Genomic DNA, 17,926 nt, shown 5'->3' on the forward strand with positions numbered 1-17,926 from the left:
AGTGGTATGCTGTACTTAAACGACCAGGATATCCAGGCGATAGGCCTTGAGTGGCCTGACCTTGTGGAGTCCGCAGAATCTGCGGTGCGCATTCTTGATTCCGGTGATTACGCACAGCCAGTTAAGCCTTATCTAAGGTATAACCATCCTCAAAACCGGATTATTGCAATGCCCGCGTATGTAGGAGGAGACGTGAATGCGGCCGGGATCAAGTGGATTTCCAGCTTCCCGGATAATATCGGAGCCGGTCTTCCCCGCGCGCATAGCGTCATCATATTGAATGATCCCCATACAGGCCAGCCTTCAGCCGTTCTGAACTCGCCGCTGCCCAGCATCGTCAGGACTGCTTCCATCAGCGGGCTGATGATCCGTCACTTTATGCAGGCGCGGCCGCTGGAAGAGATTCAGCTCGGCATTATCGGCTGGGGGCCGATTGGGCAGCATCATTTTCAAATGGCAATGGCTCTGTACGGTGATCGAATAGAACGTATCCGCATCTTCGATCTAAGGGGAGCCGATCTGTCAGGAATTCCGCCCTGTTACAGGGACAGGATTGAAGTGGCAGAGACGTGGGCGGACGTCTATCTGAAGTCTAATATCTTCATCACATGTACCGTATCCGATCACCGGTATATCGATCTTCCCCCTGCAAAAGGTTGTCTTCTGCTGAATGTTTCTCTGCGTGATTATAAGCCGGAGGCGGTAGCTTCGGTGAAAGCTGTCATTGTCGACGATTGGGATGAAGTGTGCCGTGAGAATACAGACATCGAGCGGCTCCATCTGGAACAGGGGCTGACCCGCACCGGCACCCGTAAGATTAGCGACGTCGTCTGCCGAAGCAGCCTGACTGAATTCGCCGAAGATGAGCCGGTCTTCTTCTGCCCGATGGGGATGGCTGTCTTCGATATTGCAACAGCGGTATATTATGTAAAGAAGGCCAGGGAGAAAGGGATTGGGACCGAGCTTGAGTAAGGTGGGGGCAATTTCCTCTGCGCAAGGATCATGTAATACAGCTTATCACCGCTCGATACATGATGTGGTAGATCTAACACAAACAGCGCGAGCCAATGGATACTGGCACGCGCTGTTTTTATTCTATTCTATTCTGTAAATAATCTTGCCACCGTAATAATATAGTTAACTTCTTTTTGAGGAAAGTTTTGTGATATAGATACATTACCATTTACATTAACTTCCCGAATGGCCGGATAAACTGGACGATTATAAGAGTCACTAGCAAAGCCTCCATAATTAGCCCCAAAAGAAACAAGTGGATGAATGTCAGCCTTACCCTTAGGAATACTTTCACTGGTTATGTTTGTTGCATTTATGGTGAGCTGAAATGTGTTATTGCTTTTATTAGTTATTGCAAAGTCATTGATTCTAAATGCTCCATCTGCATTGTTGCTGTACAGATCGTTCCCGTCAAAATTTTTAAAGGGGTCCCCTACAAGTATTCGATCATCGTCCAAAGCCAGAATATTTGCTTTGTTATCCCAGTGGCTCTTTAATTCTGCTTGATCTAAAAAAATTCGTATTGGCAGAAACATAGCTCCGTTTTTTAGTACAGGTTTTGTATCCATCACAACAGTTTTTCCATCCATCTGAGCATTTTTTGAATCTATCAAAAATACAAACTCATGATCTAGCCAGTCAAGGCGAGTCACTTTCGTCGAGGCGGAGTAAGAAATTTCCCCACCAAATAAATCTTCAAAAGTCCGCAAAGGTACCAATAACCGATTATTTTCATCAACGAACGGCGGGGCAGGTTTGGTGTATAAAACAAAAAACTTTCCCACTTTTAGATTTACCTTAGATTTTACAGGTAGGGGAGCTGCTGACACATGTCCAACCTCATTAAATGAAACTAAGAGCAAAGCACAAAATAATACCGTAAAGAAACGCTTCACGATCTATCACCTCAATATTGTTTTATTTTACATTATTTAGACGTGGTTCTGCTAATTGGGGTGCAGCAGAACTATACTTTCTTCAGCTAGCCGATTATACTGAATTATAAAATTCACAATTTGAAATAGTCGAAAGGTGCTGCCCATGTTATCATTTTTGCTTACGCTTAAGCGTCTGATGACCGGCTTATGGCGGGCGCTCAAGCTTAAGAATTTTCAGGCATTGCTCGTATTGGTGGTCATCACGCTGACCTCCGGAACCATTTTTTATGTCAAAGAGGAAGGACTTTCTGTGATTGACGCGATCTATTTTTGCGTAGCCACGCTTAGTACAATCGGACATCCTACCTTTGTTCCGCAAACCACTTTAGGGAAAACTTTTACTATTGTCTACATCATCGTTGGCACCGGGTTATTCCTGGGGATGATCGGCTATATCGCTTACTTCTTGATCAAACAAACGGACAAGGAAAGCGATTGATCCGCAGGAAACAGAACAGAATAAATTCTTCTTAATTTATGAACTGTATGTGACGATAATAATTAAAAACATTCACATTTAGGAGATGCATCATGGATAATTTGACCGCACTTGTATTGGCCGCACCAATGATTAAGCAAATCCACGCACAGGACATTATGATTGGGATTACGGATAAGGAGATTTTTCATTACTACGCACCCAGCAAGGTACTCGATTTTGGCCTGACCAAGGGAAGTCCTGTTCCGGAGGATGACCCGTCACTCGGAAACGCCCTTGCAGGTCGTGCTACGACGAATCGTCTGTCTGCCGAGTTGTACGGTGCGACTGTAATCTCCTCGGCAGTGCCGATTTACGGGGATGAAGGGGAGATTATCGGAGCATTTGCGATTGCTTATACGCTTGAGAACGAAGACAAAATGGAACAGCTGACGGATAGTATCAACCAGATCAGCGGCCAATTGATGGATATGGTCCAGAACGTTGCTGCACAGTCCGAGGAGCTGTCAGCTACGACGGCCCAAATTCTGGAGAATTCGCGTAAGACGGTTGAGGAGTCAAAGCAGGTGAACAAGGTGGCCGGCTTTATCCGTGAAATCTCGGAACAGACAAACCTGCTTGGCCTGAACGCAGCGATTGAAGCGGCCCGCGTAGGGGAGCAAGGTGCAGGTTTCGGTGTAGTAGCTACAGAAGTGCGCAAGCTTTCCGTCAACACAAAGGAAGCGACGAAGACGATCGAAGATTCACTCAGCACTGTGCAGCATTCCATTCTGCAGATGGAACAAGAAATTGAAGCCATTGCGGATTCTTCCTCTGCACAGGCCGAATTGGTCACCCAGTTCAGCGAGCTTATTGAGCGCCTGAATGAGACCAGCAGTGAGATGGAAAAGTTCATTTCATCGATTCTTCAATAAGCTCGGAAAAATTGAATGCAACTGTGAAAGCCCCGCAAATTAGGACACTTATTTGCGGGGCTTTTTGTTATGAAGAAGTCCAAATGCGGTCTCTCCTGTTCAGGCAGAAGGTATTATTGACAATTACTTGTTAATAAATGGCCTATCTAGTTTAAGTAAGTGACATAGCTGTATTTCATGGTGGCATGCACGCCTGTGTTGCATCATGGTGAAATAGAGGCATTTTCAGGTTTGACAACCTGTATATACAGGTGTACAATCCATCTTGTATATACAGGTTGAAGAGAAGTGAAGTGAGCTAAACACATAATGGCTGAAAAGGCTACATACAACTAGGAGGGACAAATAGATGGCAAATATACCTGAACAACAATGGTGGCGGAAATCAACGGTGTATCAGGTCTATCCGAAAAGCTTCAAGGATACGACCGGGAGCGGGACAGGTGATATAAAAGGTTTGACCCGGAAGCTGGATTATTTGCAGGACCTGGGCATTGATATCGTTTGGCTGCAGCCTGTTTATGTCTCCCCGCAAAATGATAACGGTTACGATGTCGCAGATTACCGGCGGATTGACCCGGCTTTCGGAACGATGGAGGACTTCGATGAGCTGATGCATGAGCTTAAGAAGCGCGGCATGCATCTGATGACAGATATTGTGGTCAACCATTCCTCAACAGAGCATCCCTGGTTTCAGGAAGCCCGCAAATCGAAGGACAATGCTTACCGCAATTATTATATCTGGAAAGATGCGGCACCGGACGGCGGCCCTCCCAACAACTGGCAGTCTAAGTTTGGCGGACCTGCATGGCAGTGGGAGGAGACAACGGGCCAGTATTTTTTGACACTGTTTGATAAGACACAGGCCGATCTGAACTGGGAGAACGAGCAAGTTCGGCAGGAAGTGGCCGACCTGATGATTTTTTGGGCGGAGAAGGGAGTCAGCGGATTCCGTATGGATGTTATCAACCTGATCTCTAAGGATCAGGGGTTTCCGGAGGATGACGGTAGTATTTCACCCGGCGACGGACGGCGTTACTATACGGACGGACCTCGGGTGCATGAATACATCAAGGAGCTGTATGCCAAGGTCTTTGGTCCATACAATCTTGTAACTGTAGGAGAGATGTCTTCAACTACACTTGCGCACTGTATCCGCTATTCTAATCAGGAGGAGAAGGAATTCTCCATGACCTTTAACTTCCACCATTTGAAAGTGGACTACCGGAACGGGCAGAAGTGGGAACTGAAGCCTTACGATTTCGAGGAATTGAAGCAGCTGTTCACGAAATGGCAGTCCGGTATGCAGCGGGGAGGGGGCTGGAACGCGCTCTTCTGGAACAACCATGATCAGCCGCGGGCCTTGTCCCGGTTTGCGGACGACGGAATCTACCGGGTGGAGAGTGCCAAGATGCTGGCGACGACGCTCCACGGGCTGCAGGGTACACCCTATGTGTACCAGGGTGAAGAGATCGGTATGGCAAATCCGAAATGGCTGGACATTGGTGAGTTCAACGACATCGAATCCACCAATATGTTCAAGATCCTGCAGGAAAGAGGCCTGTCAGCGGATGAAGCACTTGCCATCATCCGGGAACGCTCCCGCGATAATTCGCGGACACCGATGCAGTGGGATGAGACAGCGAATGCCGGATTTACCACCGGGACCCCATGGCTGAGGGTGGATGAGAGTTACAAGGAGATCAACGTTAGCGCACAGCTTGGAGATCCGACTTCCATCCTGGCTCATTACCGTAAGCTGATCCGTCTGCGCAAGCAGGAAGAGGTGCTTACCAACGGACGTTATGTCCGGCTTGATGAGGCTCATCCTCAGATTTACGCCTATGCCCGGATTAATGAAACCGAAGTACTGGTCGTCGTATCCAATTTCAGCGGTGAACATGCAGTATTTACTGCTGCCGAAGTGTTCTGGGAGACGGTCAAGGGCAAGGAAGCAGAACTGCTGATCGGAAATACCCCGCAGACCCCAGCATGGGGCCAGACGGTTGAGCTATCACCTTATGCATCCTACATGTGGATTATCCGTTAACAGCACGAATATAACCTAACTAAATTAAGGAGTGAGAACATGGCGATTAACCGGCAAAACGTGGAGCAGATCGTACAGGCCATAGGCGGAAAAGACAATATTGAAGCAGCCACGCACTGTGTCACAAGGCTGAGATTTGCCTTGAAAGACGAGGGAAAGGTTGATATCTCTGCGCTGGAACGGAATGATCTGGTGAAAGGGCACTTTTCTTCCCAAGGCCAATTTCAAGTGATTATCGGTCCGGGACTGGTGGACAAAGTATATGAAGAAATGATCGACATTACCGGCGGTGCCCGTTCTTCGAAAGACGAGGTAAAGACGGCAGCCAGCAAACACCAGAATCCGCTGCAGCAGGCGATCAAGACACTTGCGGATATCTTTATTCCGATCCTCCCGGCCATTGTGATGGCAGGTCTGCTGCTTGGGATCAACAACATTCTGACGGGTCCCGGCATCTTTTTCGACGAACGCTCCTTGGTGGATGTGTATCCGCAATGGAAGGACATCGCTTCGATTATCAATACGATTGCCAGTACGGCCTTTACCTTCCTGCCCGCACTTATTGGATGGTCGGCAGTAACCCGGTTCGGCGGCAGTCCGCTGCTGGGGATTGTGCTCGGTCTTATCCTGGTTCATCCTGATCTGCTCAGTGCATACGGATATGCGGATGCCAAGCTGGAAGGTACGGTTCCAGTCTGGAATTTATTCGGCTGGGAAGTTAACAAGATCGGCTATCAGGGACAGGTGCTCCCGGTGCTGGTCTCCGCTTATCTGCTCGCCCGGCTGGAGCGCTGGCTTAACAAGCGGGTGCATGATTCCATCAAGCTGCTGGTCGTGGCACCGGTAGCGCTGCTGGTTACAGGATTTCTGGCGTTTACGGTTATCGGTCCGGTTACATTCATGATTGCCAATGCTATTACAACGGGACTGGTCAACATCTTTGGCTCCTTCCCGGCGCTGGGAGGACTCATTTATGGGGGGCTGTACGCACTGCTGGTTATTACCGGCATGCACCATACGTTCCTTGCTGTGGATATTCAGCTGATCGGTTCCGAAGGAGGAACCTTCCTCTGGCCGATGCTGGCGTTGTCCAACATTGCACAGGGTGCAGCCGCACTCGGCATGCTGTTCGTGGCCAAGCAGGAGAAGACGAAAGGTCTGGCCGTGACCTCTTCCATTTCTGCCTTCCTGGGGGTTACAGAACCGGCGATCTTCGGGGTTAACATCCGTTATAAGTATCCGTTTATCTTCGGGATGATCGGTTCGGGTCTGGCGGGCATACTGCTGGCACTCAACAATGTACTGGCATCCTCCATCGGGGTCGGCGGGATTCCCGGCTTCCTGTCCATCTTCCCGAATCAATGGGGAATCTTCTTTGTCGGCATGGCCATCGTATTAATCATTCCTTTCGGAGCTACCGTATTGTTCGGCAAGATCCGCGGCCGGGGAGGCGAAGAACCGGATAATAACGCAAAGGCGGATAACGTCCAGGCGACAACTCCGGCTTCCCTTCCTCCGATGATTCAAGAGAAGGCTGGAAGCAAAGAATCAGCAGCGAATGTTCTGGAAATCGTCTCGCCGGTGAGAGGACAGATTGTACCGCTGGAAGAAGTGCCGGACCCGGCCTTCGCCGAGCGGCAAATGGGTAAAGGAGTGGCAGTAAATCCGTCCGAAGGAAAAGTGTATGCTCCATTTGACGCTACTGTCGCCCATGTCATCAAGAGCAAGCACGCGATGATTCTGGAGCATGCTACGGGAGTGCAGATTCTGATTCATATCGGCATCAATACCGTTTCGATGAAAGGCAGCGGATTTACGGCTCATGCCGCCACTGGAGATCAAGTCAAGGCGGGTCAGCTGCTGCTTGAATTCGACCGGGATGCTATTACCGCAGCAGGATACCCGCTGACTTCACCGGTTATCGTGCCTGACGGGCAGGATATCATCGAACGGGTAGAGGAGCTGATCCCTAGTTCAAATCCTGTTCATGGGCAGGCGGTTCCTGTTCTAAAGATCTATCTTAAAGGTTAACAATCGTGGTACTATGGGCATGGTGATTAAGGATGAATAAGAATATATATCTTCATATTTATAATGATTATTCGGCCCGGATTCAGTCCGGTCAGCTCCCTGCCGGCAAGAAGCTGCCCTCGGAAAGCGAGCTTGCTGAAGCTTACGGAACTTCAAGGGAGACGGTGCGCAAGGCTTTGCTTATGCTCTCTCAGAACGGCTATATCCATAAGATTAAGGGCAAAGGTTCCTTTGTACTCGATACCCAGCGGATGAACTTCCCCGTTTCCGGATTGGTCAGCTTCAAGGAAGTGTCCAAAAACCTGGGCCGTTCCGTACGTACCATTGTATATGAGAACGGCTGTGTGCCCAGTACATCCGAGGAGGAACGGCGTCTTCAGATGAAGGAGCCGGGCCCGCTTTGGAAGGTAGTTCGTGCCCGGGAGATTGATGGGGAGAAGATCATCCTGGATAAGGATTATTTTCTAACCTCCTATGTACCGTCTCTCACTGCTGAAACCGCCGGGAATTCGATCTATGCGTATTTGGAAGGAGAACTTCATCTCACTATCAGCTACGCCAAAAAGGAGATCTCTGTGGAAGAAGCCACACCGGAGGATAAGCTTTTGCTTGATTTGCACGATTATCAGCATATTGTCGTAGTCCGCAACTATGTGCATCTGGTGGACACTAAGCTGTTCCAGTATACCGAATCGCGGCACCGGCTGGATAAGTTTCAGTTCGTAGACTTTGCCCGGCGGGCTCAGAGCGAAAGTGATTTGTAGTATAGACAGCTAGAATGGAAGTTTGTTTTTTAAAATATAATAATTTATATGCTCACGCTATAAGTTATCCTTCTATTTCTCGCTGAAACGGGTACCTTCTTTTTGAGGACGGCGAAGCCGTTCCCACTTGGAAAAAATCGGGTGAGATTCCTCCGTCAAAGAGGGATTGCACCCGATTTTTTGTATGAAGAAGGGAATCTGGATTATGATTGATAGAACGAAAGTTGAGTAGAAGCTTTAAGCGGGTAGAATCCGGGAGGTAAATTGTTAATAGAAAGCGCATACAAAAGTTCAGTCCATTTTCTTGAACACAGCCCATAACAGCCCAATCTAGCATAAGCCTACAGCCAGGAGGACAAAGGGGAGCCACTGCGGGCCGGCTGCACCCGTTATATTTATTTAGACCATTCGCGGGTTCACCCCCTTTCCAGGTAGAGATTGCAGGCTACTCTGTGGGGCCATAGACCAGTGAAATCTGATGCTCCTTGAAAAAATCAATCCATTCCTCCGAAGGCTTGCGGTCAGTCACAAGGTAATCCACTTTGTCAAAGCTGAACAATTTGATGAAGGCAATACGGTCGAATTTGGAATGGTCCACAAGCAGGATCACCTTGCTCGCCTGTTGCTGCATCAGAACCTTTAGCTCGCTTTCTGCTTCATTGGAATCACTCAGCCCGCCTGTCATAGACAGAGCTTTGCAGCTGAACAAGGCGACGTCCACATTGTACTTTTGTAGGGTATAGGAGGCAGTCGGTCCGACAAAGGAGTTCGTCTCGGCACCCAGAACACCACCGGTAGAGATCAGCTTGTGGCCGGAATGCTGGAACTCGGACAGGACTACCAGTGAATTGGTGATCACCGTCAGATTTTGTTTAACATCGGTTATTTTCCTTAAGGCTTCAAAAGCGGTCGAACTGGTGTCTGTCATCAGGCTGTCGCCATCATTGATCAGTCCCAGCACGTTGTCGGCGATCATCTGCTTCTCGTCAAGATGGACTGAATGCCGGAGGGAGTAGGCGGGATCTTCATTGGTGTGAACATTCAGAACCGCTCCGCCATAGCTTTTCTTGGCAATTCCTTCTTTATCCAGCTTGTCGAGATCTCTTCTTATCGTTTCTTCGGAGACTCCGAAATCCTGTGCCAGATCAGCAACATGGACTTTCTTATAGCGGTGCAGCTTGTTGATAATATATTCCCGGCGTTCAAAAGCTCTCATGTAGTTCCTCCTGCATTAAAACATCTATAAGGCTAGTGTACTACAATTCACTTCAGAAATAAAAGGATATTCCACATTTATTAGCGATCAACAAAATAAAATCCACAAAAAGTCACATATATGTGTGGTTTTTTGTTGACATTCCATTTCTCAGATTTTATGATGAAGCAGATGAAAGCGATATATTTAGTTTATAAACCCATTACCTTTGAGGAGGTTGTTCAGTATGGCAGTAAAGTATCCGGCAATCGGCATTCGTCCAACGATCGACGGCAGAAGGCGCGGTGTGCGCGAATCGTTAGAGCTTCAGACTATGGGAATGGCACAACGGGTAGCTGATTTTTTGCAGGAGAATTTGCGTTATCCTGATGGATCGCCCGTGGAATGCGTCATTGCGGATTCTACTATTGGCGGAGTCAGTGAAGCTTCGGCTGCACGTTCGAAGTTCTCCGGAGCAAATGTGGGGGTATCCATTACAGTAACTCCTTGCTGGTGCTACGGCTCAGAAACGATGGATATGGATGCGGCAATTCCCCATGCGGTATGGGGGTTCAATGGCACGGAAAGACCCGGTGCTGTTTATCTTGCCGCAGTTCTGTCGGCATACGCCCAGAAGGGAATTCCGGCCTTCGGGATCTATGGGGAGGATGTGCAGGACTCCGGAAGTGAAGATATTCCGGCCGATGTTCAGGCCAAGCTGCTCCGGTTTGCCAAATCGGCGTTGGCCGCAGCCATTATGAAGAGCCGCTCCTATTTATCCATGGGTTCCGTTTCCATGGGGATCGCCGGTTCCATCGTGAATGACCAATTCTTCCAGGAGTATTTGGGCATGCGCAATGAATATATCGACATGTCCGAGTTCGTGCGCCGCTTCGAAGAGGAAATCTACGATCCGCAGGAATTTGCGCGGGCCTTGAAATGGACCAAGGAGAACTGTCAGATAGGGCCTGACAACAACCCAGCCCATCTGCAGGTCAGCGAAGAAGAGAAGGAGAAGCAGTGGGAGACCTGTGTCAAGATGGCCCTAATCGGACGTGACCTCATGATCGGTAATCCTGTGCTTGCGGAGCTTGGCTTTGAAGAAGAAGCGCAGGGACATAATGCCATTGCTGCAGGCTTTCAAGGGCAACGCCAGTGGACCGACCATTTCCCGAATGGCGACTTTATGGAGACGATCCTGAATTCCTCTTTTGACTGGAACGGCAAACGGGCACCTTATATTCTGGCTACCGAAAATGACAGTCTGAACGGCGTGACGATGCTGTTTAATTATCTGCTGACGAATACGGCGCAAATATTCGCTGATGTCCGCACGTACTGGAGTCCGGCAGCCGTGAAGCGTGTGACCGGCTACGAGCTGGAAGGCGCTGCTGCGAATGGCCTGCTTCACTTGATCAACTCCGGTTCGGCCGCGCTCGACGGAACCGGTCAGCAATCCCTCGAAGGCAAGCCGGCGATCAAGCCCTTCTGGGACATTACGGAAGAAGAAGTGGCTGCCTCGCTTAAGGAGACCTTCTTCCGACCTGCCTCGCAGGAATATTTCCGCGGCGGCGGTTTCTCTACCGACTACTTGACCAAAGGCGGCATGCCTGTCACGATGGCGCGGCTTAACCTCGTCAAAGGCTTGGGACCCGTTCTGCAGCTGGTGGAAGGTTATACCGCTGAGCTTCCCGGAGAGGTTCACCGCCAGTTGGATGAACGCACCGATCCGACCTGGCCGACCACCTGGTTTGCTCCAATCCTTACCGGAACCGGCTCGTTCAAATCGGTCTATGATGTGATGAACAATTGGGGAGCCAATCATGGAGCCATCAGCTACGGCCATATTGGAGCCGATCTGATCACACTTGCTTCAATACTGCGTATTCCAGTCAGTATGCATAACGTCGACGAATCACAGATCTTTAGACCGCGTGTGTGGTCGCTGTTTGGAACAGACAGCCTGGAGGATGCCGATTACCGGGCATGCCGTAATTTCGGTCCGCTGTATCATTGACAGAACTTAGGCAGGTGGTTTCGATGAGTGAGTTCAAAAGAGTGCTGGCCGTGGATCTTGGAGCCAGCTCCGGCAGAGTGATCCTGGGAACTTATGACGGCAGCCGCATTGTCACCGAGGAGCTTCACCGGTTTGCCAATACGCCGCTGCACATCGGCGGGGATTTGCACTGGAACGTGCTGGAGCTGTTTCAGGAAATCAAGCAGGGGATCAGGCTGGCCTGCAGCAAATACGGGGAGCTGCTTAGTCTCAGTGTGGACACCTGGGGTGTGGATTACGGCGTGCTGGATCAGGACGGAATGCTGCTGTATCCGCCTCATCATTACAGAGATCAGCGGATGCGGGAATACCGCCTCAAGCTGGAAGAGCTGCTGCCGCCGGGGGAACAATTCCGCCTGACCGGCAACCAGCCGGACCCCATCAACACAGTGTATCAGCTGTTTGCTGATGTTCAGCGGAATCCTGAACTGCAGGCAAATGCTAGCCGTATCTTAATGATGCCGGATTTATTTCATTATTTATTATCAGGAACAGCCGCCGCCGAGAGGACGATCCTCAGCACCAGCGGCCTCATGAAGGCCGGCACGGCAGAACTCTCATCCGAGGTGTTCAGCAGACTGGGAATTTCTCCGGCGCTGATTGCCGAGAGGGTGGATGCCGGGACAGTTATCGGCTCCCTGCTTCCCGGCCTCCGCAAGGAATTCGGAGGCAGTGCCCTGCAGATCATTGCCGGCGCTTCACATGATACGGCTTCAGCGGTTGCTTCGATTCCTTATCGTGACAAGGAGCATGCCGCATTTATCAGCTGCGGCACCTGGTCGCTGGTGGGAATTGAAACGGAGCAGCCCGTGCTTACAGAGCGCTGTTACCGTTACGGCTTCACCAATGAGAGCTGCTATGGCGGAGGCAACCGGCTGCTGAAGAATATTACGGGTCTTTGGCTGCTGCAGGAAACCCAAAGAGCCTGGGCGGAAGCCGGTGTGACCCTTAGCTTCGGGGAAATGGTCGAGCTGGCCGAAAGCGAGCAGGCTGTGCAAGGTCTGATCAATCCGGGTGATCCGCTGTTCAGCACCCCGGGAGATATCCCCGGACGTATTGCGGAATATTGCCGCAGCACCGGACAGCCGGTGCCGGATAGCAAAGGTGCAGTCGTACGGCTCATTCTAGTGAGCCTCGCCGAGGCGTACCGCAAGGCGATCGCGGAGCTGGAGGAGCTCACCGGCAAAACGATCCATACCGTGCATATGGTTGGCGGCGGTATCCAGAACCGGCTGCTGTGCCAGCTGACGGCGGATGCGGCCGGGAAAGAAGTGACCGCCGGTCCGGTCGAAGCAAGTGCAATCGGGAACGTTATCGTGCAGCTCACGGCGCTTGGCTTGCTGGATTACAGCCGGGCGGGGGAAGTGGCCGCCGCTTCCGGAAGTCTTGCCGTGTACCGGCCTGTTCAAGAATGACTATACAAAGAGGAGAAATGACAATGGATGAAATGGAACGGAAATTACGACTGCAGATTTGTGACATCGGGAGAAACCTGTTCAATAAAGATTATATTGCCGCCAATGACGGCAATATTTCAGCAAGGTTGAATGAACACGAAGTATTGGCCACCCCTACCGGTGTAAGCAAAGGATATCTGGAGCCGGATATTCTGGTGAAAGTTAATCTTCAGGGTGAAATTCTGGAGGCTCAGGAGGGCTACCGCCCTTCGACAGAGGTGAAAATGCATCTGCGGATCTACCGGGAGCTTCCCGGCATCCATGGTGTCGTTCACGCACATCCGCCATTTGCCACTGCCTTTGCCATCAAGGGAGAAGCACTGGATAAGATGATGATGCCGGAATCGGTCATTGCCATGGGCGAGATCCCTCTGGCCCCGTACGGTACGCCTTCCACTGAGGAGGTTCCTGATTCGATTATGCCCTTCCTCGGCAAGAAATCCGCTGTGCTGCTGGAAAGCCACGGGGCTTTGTCCTGGGGAAAGGATGTAATGGCGGCTTACATGAATATGGAGAGATTGGAGTATACAGCGAAGCTCACCTTTCTGACCCGCATGATCCAAGGGGAGCGTGAGCTGCCGGCAGACCGGATCGAGCAGCTGGTAGCACTTAGATCATTTTACGGAATGTAAAGGAGATTATAGGATGCTCAAAAAGATTCCCAAGCTGCTGTCCCCTGAGCTCGTGCGGATTATGATGGAAATGGGCCATGGGGATGAGCTGGTGCTGGCGGATGCGAATTTTCCGGGACATGCGCTGCATCCCCGGGTGACAAGATGCGATGGTATTGGAATCCCCCAGCTGCTGGCCGCTATTCTGGAGCTGTATCCGCTGGATCATTATGCCGGGCATCAGGCCGTTCTAATGGATGTGGTGCAAGGTGATCCTACCGTTCCTGTGATCTGGGACACTTATAAAGAGATTATTAGGGATGTTGATCCGCAAACGGTAATTGGTTACGAGGAACGCTTCAACTTCTATGAACGGTCCAAATCCGCTTATGCGATTGTAGTAACCGGGGAAGAAGCGCTGTATGGCAATCTCATTCTCAAAAAAGGCGTTATTGAAGGGTAAGAGTAGAATTGCAGGCAATTTTTAATTATTTGTAATATACTTGAGTGTTGCGAAATCGACTTGAATGTTTTGAAAAAGACAGAGCTGTAGAGGGTTACCATATGAATGGGACATCTCCTTTATCTGGAAATTGTGGTCTGGTAAACGACAATTTCTCCAACAAGGCTGGATGTCCTTCTTCTGTCTGCCTATTCGATAAAAGTTCTAACCGTTTGACTTTAATTTCGTTTGTTCGTCAGCATGTTTTTTACAAGACTCAAGTCAATAATAGAGATGTGAGTTAAAACCTTCTATGCTTAACATGAATTGCCGCGAATACTCAGCGCCCCCTCGTTAGCCCTCTGCTTATATAACTTAAATATAAAATATCCCAAATTTGTTTTAATCGTTCCCAAATGGGTTATATATCTCCTGTGCTTTGTAATGGGTAATTTTGGATTACGCACCATAACCCTCATTAAGACAACCCAGACAGGAGAGGACGTTAGTGAAAGTGAAACAATTGGCAATGATTATGCTCATCATGTGTATGATTCTAACAGGCTGCATGGGGGGCGGCAAGGAAGCCGGTCCAGCGCCTTCACCCGCACCGACGGCCAGTCCGGCTGCAGAAACGAAGAAACCTTCAGGGAACCCTCCGCCGGACGCTTCGCAGACGGTGTATAATCTGAAGCAGAAATACGATACTGACAACAATCCGGGCATCATGCCTATGTATAATGTTGAGCAGGATATGGAATTTATCTTCAGATTCAATACGGATCTTGGCTCAGAGGCAATTGGCAAGACGCTGTCCGTACATACCGATATCAAGGCACTGCCGGAGAGCAAGGTAGGGACCCTTGAAGACTCACAGCTTGTAGGTGGCAAAAGCGTATACTCCATCAAGCCGCTCGGCTTCGGCGTACTCCCTTCCGATTCCTTGCGCGAAGCCGGAGGCAGCTCCTGGGGGAACGCCCCCGTGTACTACATCCGGCTCAACTATGACCTGGATGCCAAATCGCCTACTCCACTGAAGCAGCCGATTATCATTCCGTTTACGGTGAAATCGGATCTGCCCACACCAACTCTGGATGCCGACATCAGCCCTGACGGCAGACTGACTCTCGTATGGAATGAGGTGCCGGGCGCAGAGAGCTACAATATTTACAGCGCTTCGCATATCACGATGGAGAATACCAATGAGGCGCTGAACGGGGCGGAGCAAGGATATGCGAATCAGCGTCCGCTGAAGATTGCGACGGTGCCCGGCACTTCTTATAACGACTTCATGAAGGACGGGCGCGGTGCGCTCGGCATTGTGGATGAGACCATCACCAGCCTTCAGAACAACAATGTGCAAGGTGAATATTATGTCACCGCTGTTCAGGGAGGCAAAGAGTCCAGGTTCAGCCGCTCGGTGGACACCGTGTCGCTGTCCAAGCTGCTGCCGCGCACCGTAGCTTCCGAGGATAATATCAACCTGAAATTGTTCAAGAACGCTGCCGAATTGCCCAAGACTGTACCTGTCCAGTTCATTGACGGCTCCAAAGCCTCGGGGACTGTGATATATGACACGGATTCAATCACGATTCAGCAGTCCGGCCCAACCGATGTGCCATACTCCATTCAAGGTACAGCGCTCAAGGGGTACGTACAGGTTACGCAGTTGACGGATACCGATATTGCAGGTCTTGCAGCCGCCCAGAGCAAAGGGGCCAATCAAGGGTATGTGGAGCCGGAGAATAATACGGAGTATGTGCCTGCCCCTGATGTTCCGACCATCATTGACAACGACAATGCGGGCGAATCCGGCGATAATGCCATTGACCGGCAGAAGGAAAATACCCGCAGCAAGGTAGATGAGGGGAATAAGCAGGCCGTGCCTGCCTCAACGATCCGGGCGGACCTGATTCATGCCGATTCTGCGCTGGAAGAGTATCTCGCCTTGTCACTGATCAGCGGAAAGACCGAAATTTCGCTTCTGGCCTTCCCGGAGGCGCAGAATGCGCGAACCCTGGTCGATGTAGTGGAAAAAGTAGTCTATCAGAACCCGCTCATTCTTGGATTCCGCAGCTACGGCTACGATTATCAGAACCTGACGCTGCATGTGGAGTACGATGATTCAGCCGAGGTCATTGCGTCCAAACAGCGTGAGATCCTCTCAGAGGCAGATAAAGTGATCGCCGCCACACTCAAGGACGGTATGAGCGCCGATGAGAAGCAGATGGCGATCTACGATTATCTGAATGACAATACCGCCTATGATGATGCCGCGCTGGAGAATGCCAAGGAGCAGCAGTTCAAGAGTGTGGATGCCAAATTCAATGATTCCTTCAGTACCTACGGCATTCTGGTCAAAAAAGTTGGCGTATGTATGAGCTATGCACACACCTTCCAGTTGCTCGCTGACCTGTCCCAGGTCCCTTCGATGGTGGTCACAGGAACCATGAGCGGCGTGAATCACGCCTGGAACAAAGTGAAAATCGGCGCGGAATGGGTCAATGTCGATCCGACCAATAATGCTACCAATAGCGGACTTCCCTATCTGCTCTACAATTCCAGCGATGCCACTGCCACAGATGTAGAGTATGTGATGGACAAGGCTTACTGGCTGGACCAGGAGTTGTCCCTGTTCCAGGCCACCAGCAATGCCTATGATTATTATGTGACGCAAGGGCTTGAGGTGGATTCCCTGGAAGCGTACAAGACCAAATTGGCCGAACAGTTGAAGAATGGGGAGACCCTGGTGGTCCTGCGCGTTCTGGCCGATACAGACAGTTCAGAGCTGATGCAGAAGACCGCCGAGGTCATCAAGCAATATGATGCAACCAAGCTGGACAAAGCGGGTATGGTTGAATTCGGAAGCTACGTGGCGGTTCAGCTGTAAGCCTGGCCCCTATAGAAATGCCAAAAGGTAAGCTCCTGCAGCGGAGCTTACCTTTTGACTTTCCAGAAGAAACAAATTGCAGTCTGGCTATGAACTTAGTTCCAAAAATATTGCATCCGCTTATACCCGACATCCCATACTTTTTGGTTCCCCTCAATGGTGATCTTCAGCTCGTTCCCCGGCTCGAGAGGAATCTTGAATATCGACGGGAATAGATCAGGATCACTCCGCTGATCTTCTCCAGAGCCGGTCATTATCTCTTTTCCATCGAGGGTAACACGGATGCTTCCCGAATAATCGGTTGGTTCAGGGATTCCGTTATAGAACGAGAATATCGTCTCCCCCTCAGACGTATACGTGAACGTTCTAGAATCTACGCCTTCAGCGCCATACATATTATACAAGGGCTTTACAGTTTGACCGCTTATTTGAAAGCCGTCCTCTGGCTTGTATCCAGCGGATGAATTCCCCGAACTGTCCGTCCATTCATTGATCGCCACAAACGGGCCTTCTACTTTGGTTGTCGCTTTATCTATCGCCCCGCTTAATCCCCATACGGCTAATAAAAGAACCAACCCCGATATAGCCGTTGTCGCCAGATTGCGCCAGAGGCTCCGGGAACGGAAACCAAGCTTGTACGCCCCAAAACCGAGGGCTGCGCCGACCGTATTCTGAATAGCATCGTTAATATCGAAGCTGCCGAGGAACGAAAGGGCCTGGATGGTTTCCAGCACAAGAATCGCTATAAAGAATAAGGTAATGAACCGGGCAAAGGTGACCCGGTACAACCATGGAATCAATATACCGAAAGGGATAAAGGCAGCGGTGTTCCCAAAATCTACTAAATCCATGACGCTGAAATCCAGGAGCTCAGATAGAGACGGCATCTTAAAAAAGCTGTCGGGCAAAAAAATAAAGGTGTAGCCAAGCGAGTGATCGTTAGATTCTCCTCTACCGAAGGCGAAGAACATAAAAAAAAGAATAAAAAATATGTAAAATATGGTTATGGTTAAGATAATCTTGCGTTGTCTGGTCATGGTTAACTCCTTTGCCGGATGCATATTGTTAAACTGAACTTTCGGCCCCATTGTACCACATATTACAATCAATGCTAAGTGGTTTCAT

14 protein-coding genes are annotated in these 17,926 nt (G+C 50.1%); 11 read left to right on the top strand and 3 right to left on the bottom strand.

The genetic code is table 11. The features are described from left to right. Window positions 1-6: 6 nt before the first annotated feature. On the top strand, window positions 7-972 hold the full coding sequence (locus NST99_RS12720) for a 2,3-diaminopropionate biosynthesis protein SbnB (RefSeq protein ID WP_341092117.1): 966 nt from the start codon (window positions 7-9) through the stop codon (window positions 970-972). A gap of 128 nt (window positions 973-1,100) precedes the next feature. On the opposite strand, the gene NST99_RS12725 is transcribed toward NST99_RS12720, so the two are convergent. After that, entirely contained in the window at window positions 1,101-1,910 is an 810-nt protein-coding gene (locus NST99_RS12725) for a copper amine oxidase N-terminal domain-containing protein (RefSeq protein WP_341092120.1), read from the bottom strand. Between the two features lie 145 nt (window positions 1,911-2,055). On the opposite strand from NST99_RS12725, the gene NST99_RS12730 reads away from it, so the two are divergent. The 5 genes from NST99_RS12730 (at window position 2,056) to treR (ending at window position 8,150) form a co-directional block, all read left to right on the top strand. Continuing rightward, window positions 2,056-2,391, top strand: a complete 336-nt coding sequence (locus NST99_RS12730) for a potassium channel family protein (RefSeq protein ID WP_341092121.1) — start codon at window positions 2,056-2,058, stop codon at window positions 2,389-2,391. A gap of 92 nt (window positions 2,392-2,483) precedes the next feature. After that, window positions 2,484-3,305 (top strand): methyl-accepting chemotaxis protein, encoded by an 822-nt coding sequence (locus NST99_RS12735; RefSeq protein ID WP_038589941.1) that lies wholly within the window; start codon window positions 2,484-2,486, stop codon window positions 3,303-3,305. A gap of 349 nt (window positions 3,306-3,654) precedes the next feature. Beyond that, window positions 3,655-5,355: an alpha,alpha-phosphotrehalase gene (treC, locus tag NST99_RS12740; protein ID WP_341092123.1), complete on the top strand. Its 1,701-nt coding sequence runs from the start codon at window positions 3,655-3,657 to the stop codon at window positions 5,353-5,355. A 39-nt stretch (window positions 5,356-5,394) separates the two neighbouring features. Then, the gene (treP, locus tag NST99_RS12745) at window positions 5,395-7,386 is read left to right on the top strand and encodes a PTS system trehalose-specific EIIBC component (protein ID WP_341092124.1); all 1,992 of its coding nucleotides are present in this window, start codon (window positions 5,395-5,397) and stop codon (window positions 7,384-7,386) included. Window positions 7,387-7,418: 32 nt separating this feature from the next. Next, window positions 7,419-8,150 (top strand): trehalose operon repressor, encoded by a 732-nt coding sequence (treR, locus tag NST99_RS12750; protein ID WP_076114387.1) that lies wholly within the window; start codon window positions 7,419-7,421, stop codon window positions 8,148-8,150. A 445-nt stretch (window positions 8,151-8,595) separates the two neighbouring features. On the opposite strand, the gene NST99_RS12755 is transcribed toward treR, so the two are convergent. Next, window positions 8,596-9,366 (bottom strand): DeoR/GlpR family DNA-binding transcription regulator, encoded by a 771-nt coding sequence (locus NST99_RS12755; protein WP_341092126.1) that lies wholly within the window; start codon window positions 9,364-9,366, stop codon window positions 8,596-8,598. 226 nt (window positions 9,367-9,592) lie between these two features. Here NST99_RS12755 and NST99_RS12760 point away from each other — a divergent pair, with 226 nt between their 5' ends. The 5 genes from NST99_RS12760 (at window position 9,593) to NST99_RS12780 (ending at window position 16,801) form a co-directional block, all read left to right on the top strand. Further along, window positions 9,593-11,362 carry an L-fucose isomerase gene (locus NST99_RS12760; protein WP_341092127.1) on the top strand — a complete coding sequence of 590 codons (1,770 nt, stop codon included), beginning with the start codon at window positions 9,593-9,595 and terminating at the stop codon, window positions 11,360-11,362. A gap of 23 nt (window positions 11,363-11,385) precedes the next feature. Continuing rightward, on the top strand, window positions 11,386-12,816 hold the full coding sequence (locus NST99_RS12765) for a rhamnulokinase (protein WP_341092128.1): 1,431 nt from the start codon (window positions 11,386-11,388) through the stop codon (window positions 12,814-12,816). 23 nt (window positions 12,817-12,839) lie between these two features. Next, window positions 12,840-13,490, top strand: coding sequence for a class II aldolase/adducin family protein (locus NST99_RS12770; protein ID WP_038589957.1), 651 nt, complete (start codon window positions 12,840-12,842; stop codon window positions 13,488-13,490). 13 nt (window positions 13,491-13,503) lie between these two features. Next, complete coding sequence (gene fucU / locus NST99_RS12775; protein WP_341092131.1) at window positions 13,504-13,932, top strand: L-fucose mutarotase; 429 nt, start codon at window positions 13,504-13,506, stop codon at window positions 13,930-13,932. Window positions 13,933-14,419: 487 nt separating this feature from the next. Continuing rightward, on the top strand, window positions 14,420-16,801 hold the full coding sequence (locus NST99_RS12780) for a transglutaminase domain-containing protein (protein WP_341092132.1): 2,382 nt from the start codon (window positions 14,420-14,422) through the stop codon (window positions 16,799-16,801). Window positions 16,802-16,896: 95 nt separating this feature from the next. Here NST99_RS12780 and NST99_RS12785 read toward each other — a convergent pair whose 3' ends face one another. Further along, on the bottom strand, window positions 16,897-17,838 hold the full coding sequence (locus tag NST99_RS12785; RefSeq protein WP_341092133.1) for a VanZ family protein: 942 nt from the start codon (window positions 17,836-17,838) through the stop codon (window positions 16,897-16,899). Window positions 17,839-17,926: the final 88 nt, after the last annotated feature.

Origin of the sequence: Paenibacillus sp. FSL L8-0470 (assembly GCF_038008625.1) — a bacterium.
GTDB lineage: Bacteria > Bacillota > Bacilli > Paenibacillales > Paenibacillaceae > Paenibacillus_AQ.

Excerpts from the sequence above, each read along its gene's own strand:
- NST99_RS12720 (WP_341092117.1), top strand. The coding sequence starts at position 7 with ATGCTGTACTTAAACGACCAGGATATCCAGGCGATAGGCCTTGAGTGG.
- NST99_RS12730 (WP_341092121.1), top strand. The coding sequence starts at position 2,056 with ATGTTATCATTTTTGCTTACGCTTAAGCGTCTGATGACCGGCTTATGG.
- NST99_RS12735 (WP_038589941.1), top strand. The coding sequence starts at position 2,484 with ATGGATAATTTGACCGCACTTGTATTGGCCGCACCAATGATTAAGCAA.
- treC (WP_341092123.1), top strand. The coding sequence starts at position 3,655 with ATGGCAAATATACCTGAACAACAATGGTGGCGGAAATCAACGGTGTAT.
- treP (WP_341092124.1), top strand. The coding sequence starts at position 5,395 with ATGGCGATTAACCGGCAAAACGTGGAGCAGATCGTACAGGCCATAGGC.
- treR (WP_076114387.1), top strand. The coding sequence starts at position 7,419 with ATGAATAAGAATATATATCTTCATATTTATAATGATTATTCGGCCCGG.
- NST99_RS12755 (WP_341092126.1), bottom strand. The coding sequence starts at position 9,366 with ATGAGAGCTTTTGAACGCCGGGAATATATTATCAACAAGCTGCACCGC.
- NST99_RS12760 (WP_341092127.1), top strand. The coding sequence starts at position 9,593 with ATGGCAGTAAAGTATCCGGCAATCGGCATTCGTCCAACGATCGACGGC.
- NST99_RS12765 (WP_341092128.1), top strand. The coding sequence starts at position 11,386 with ATGAGTGAGTTCAAAAGAGTGCTGGCCGTGGATCTTGGAGCCAGCTCC.
- NST99_RS12770 (WP_038589957.1), top strand. The coding sequence starts at position 12,840 with ATGGATGAAATGGAACGGAAATTACGACTGCAGATTTGTGACATCGGG.
- fucU (WP_341092131.1), top strand. The coding sequence starts at position 13,504 with ATGCTCAAAAAGATTCCCAAGCTGCTGTCCCCTGAGCTCGTGCGGATT.
- NST99_RS12785 (WP_341092133.1), bottom strand. The coding sequence starts at position 17,838 with ATGACCAGACAACGCAAGATTATCTTAACCATAACCATATTTTACATA.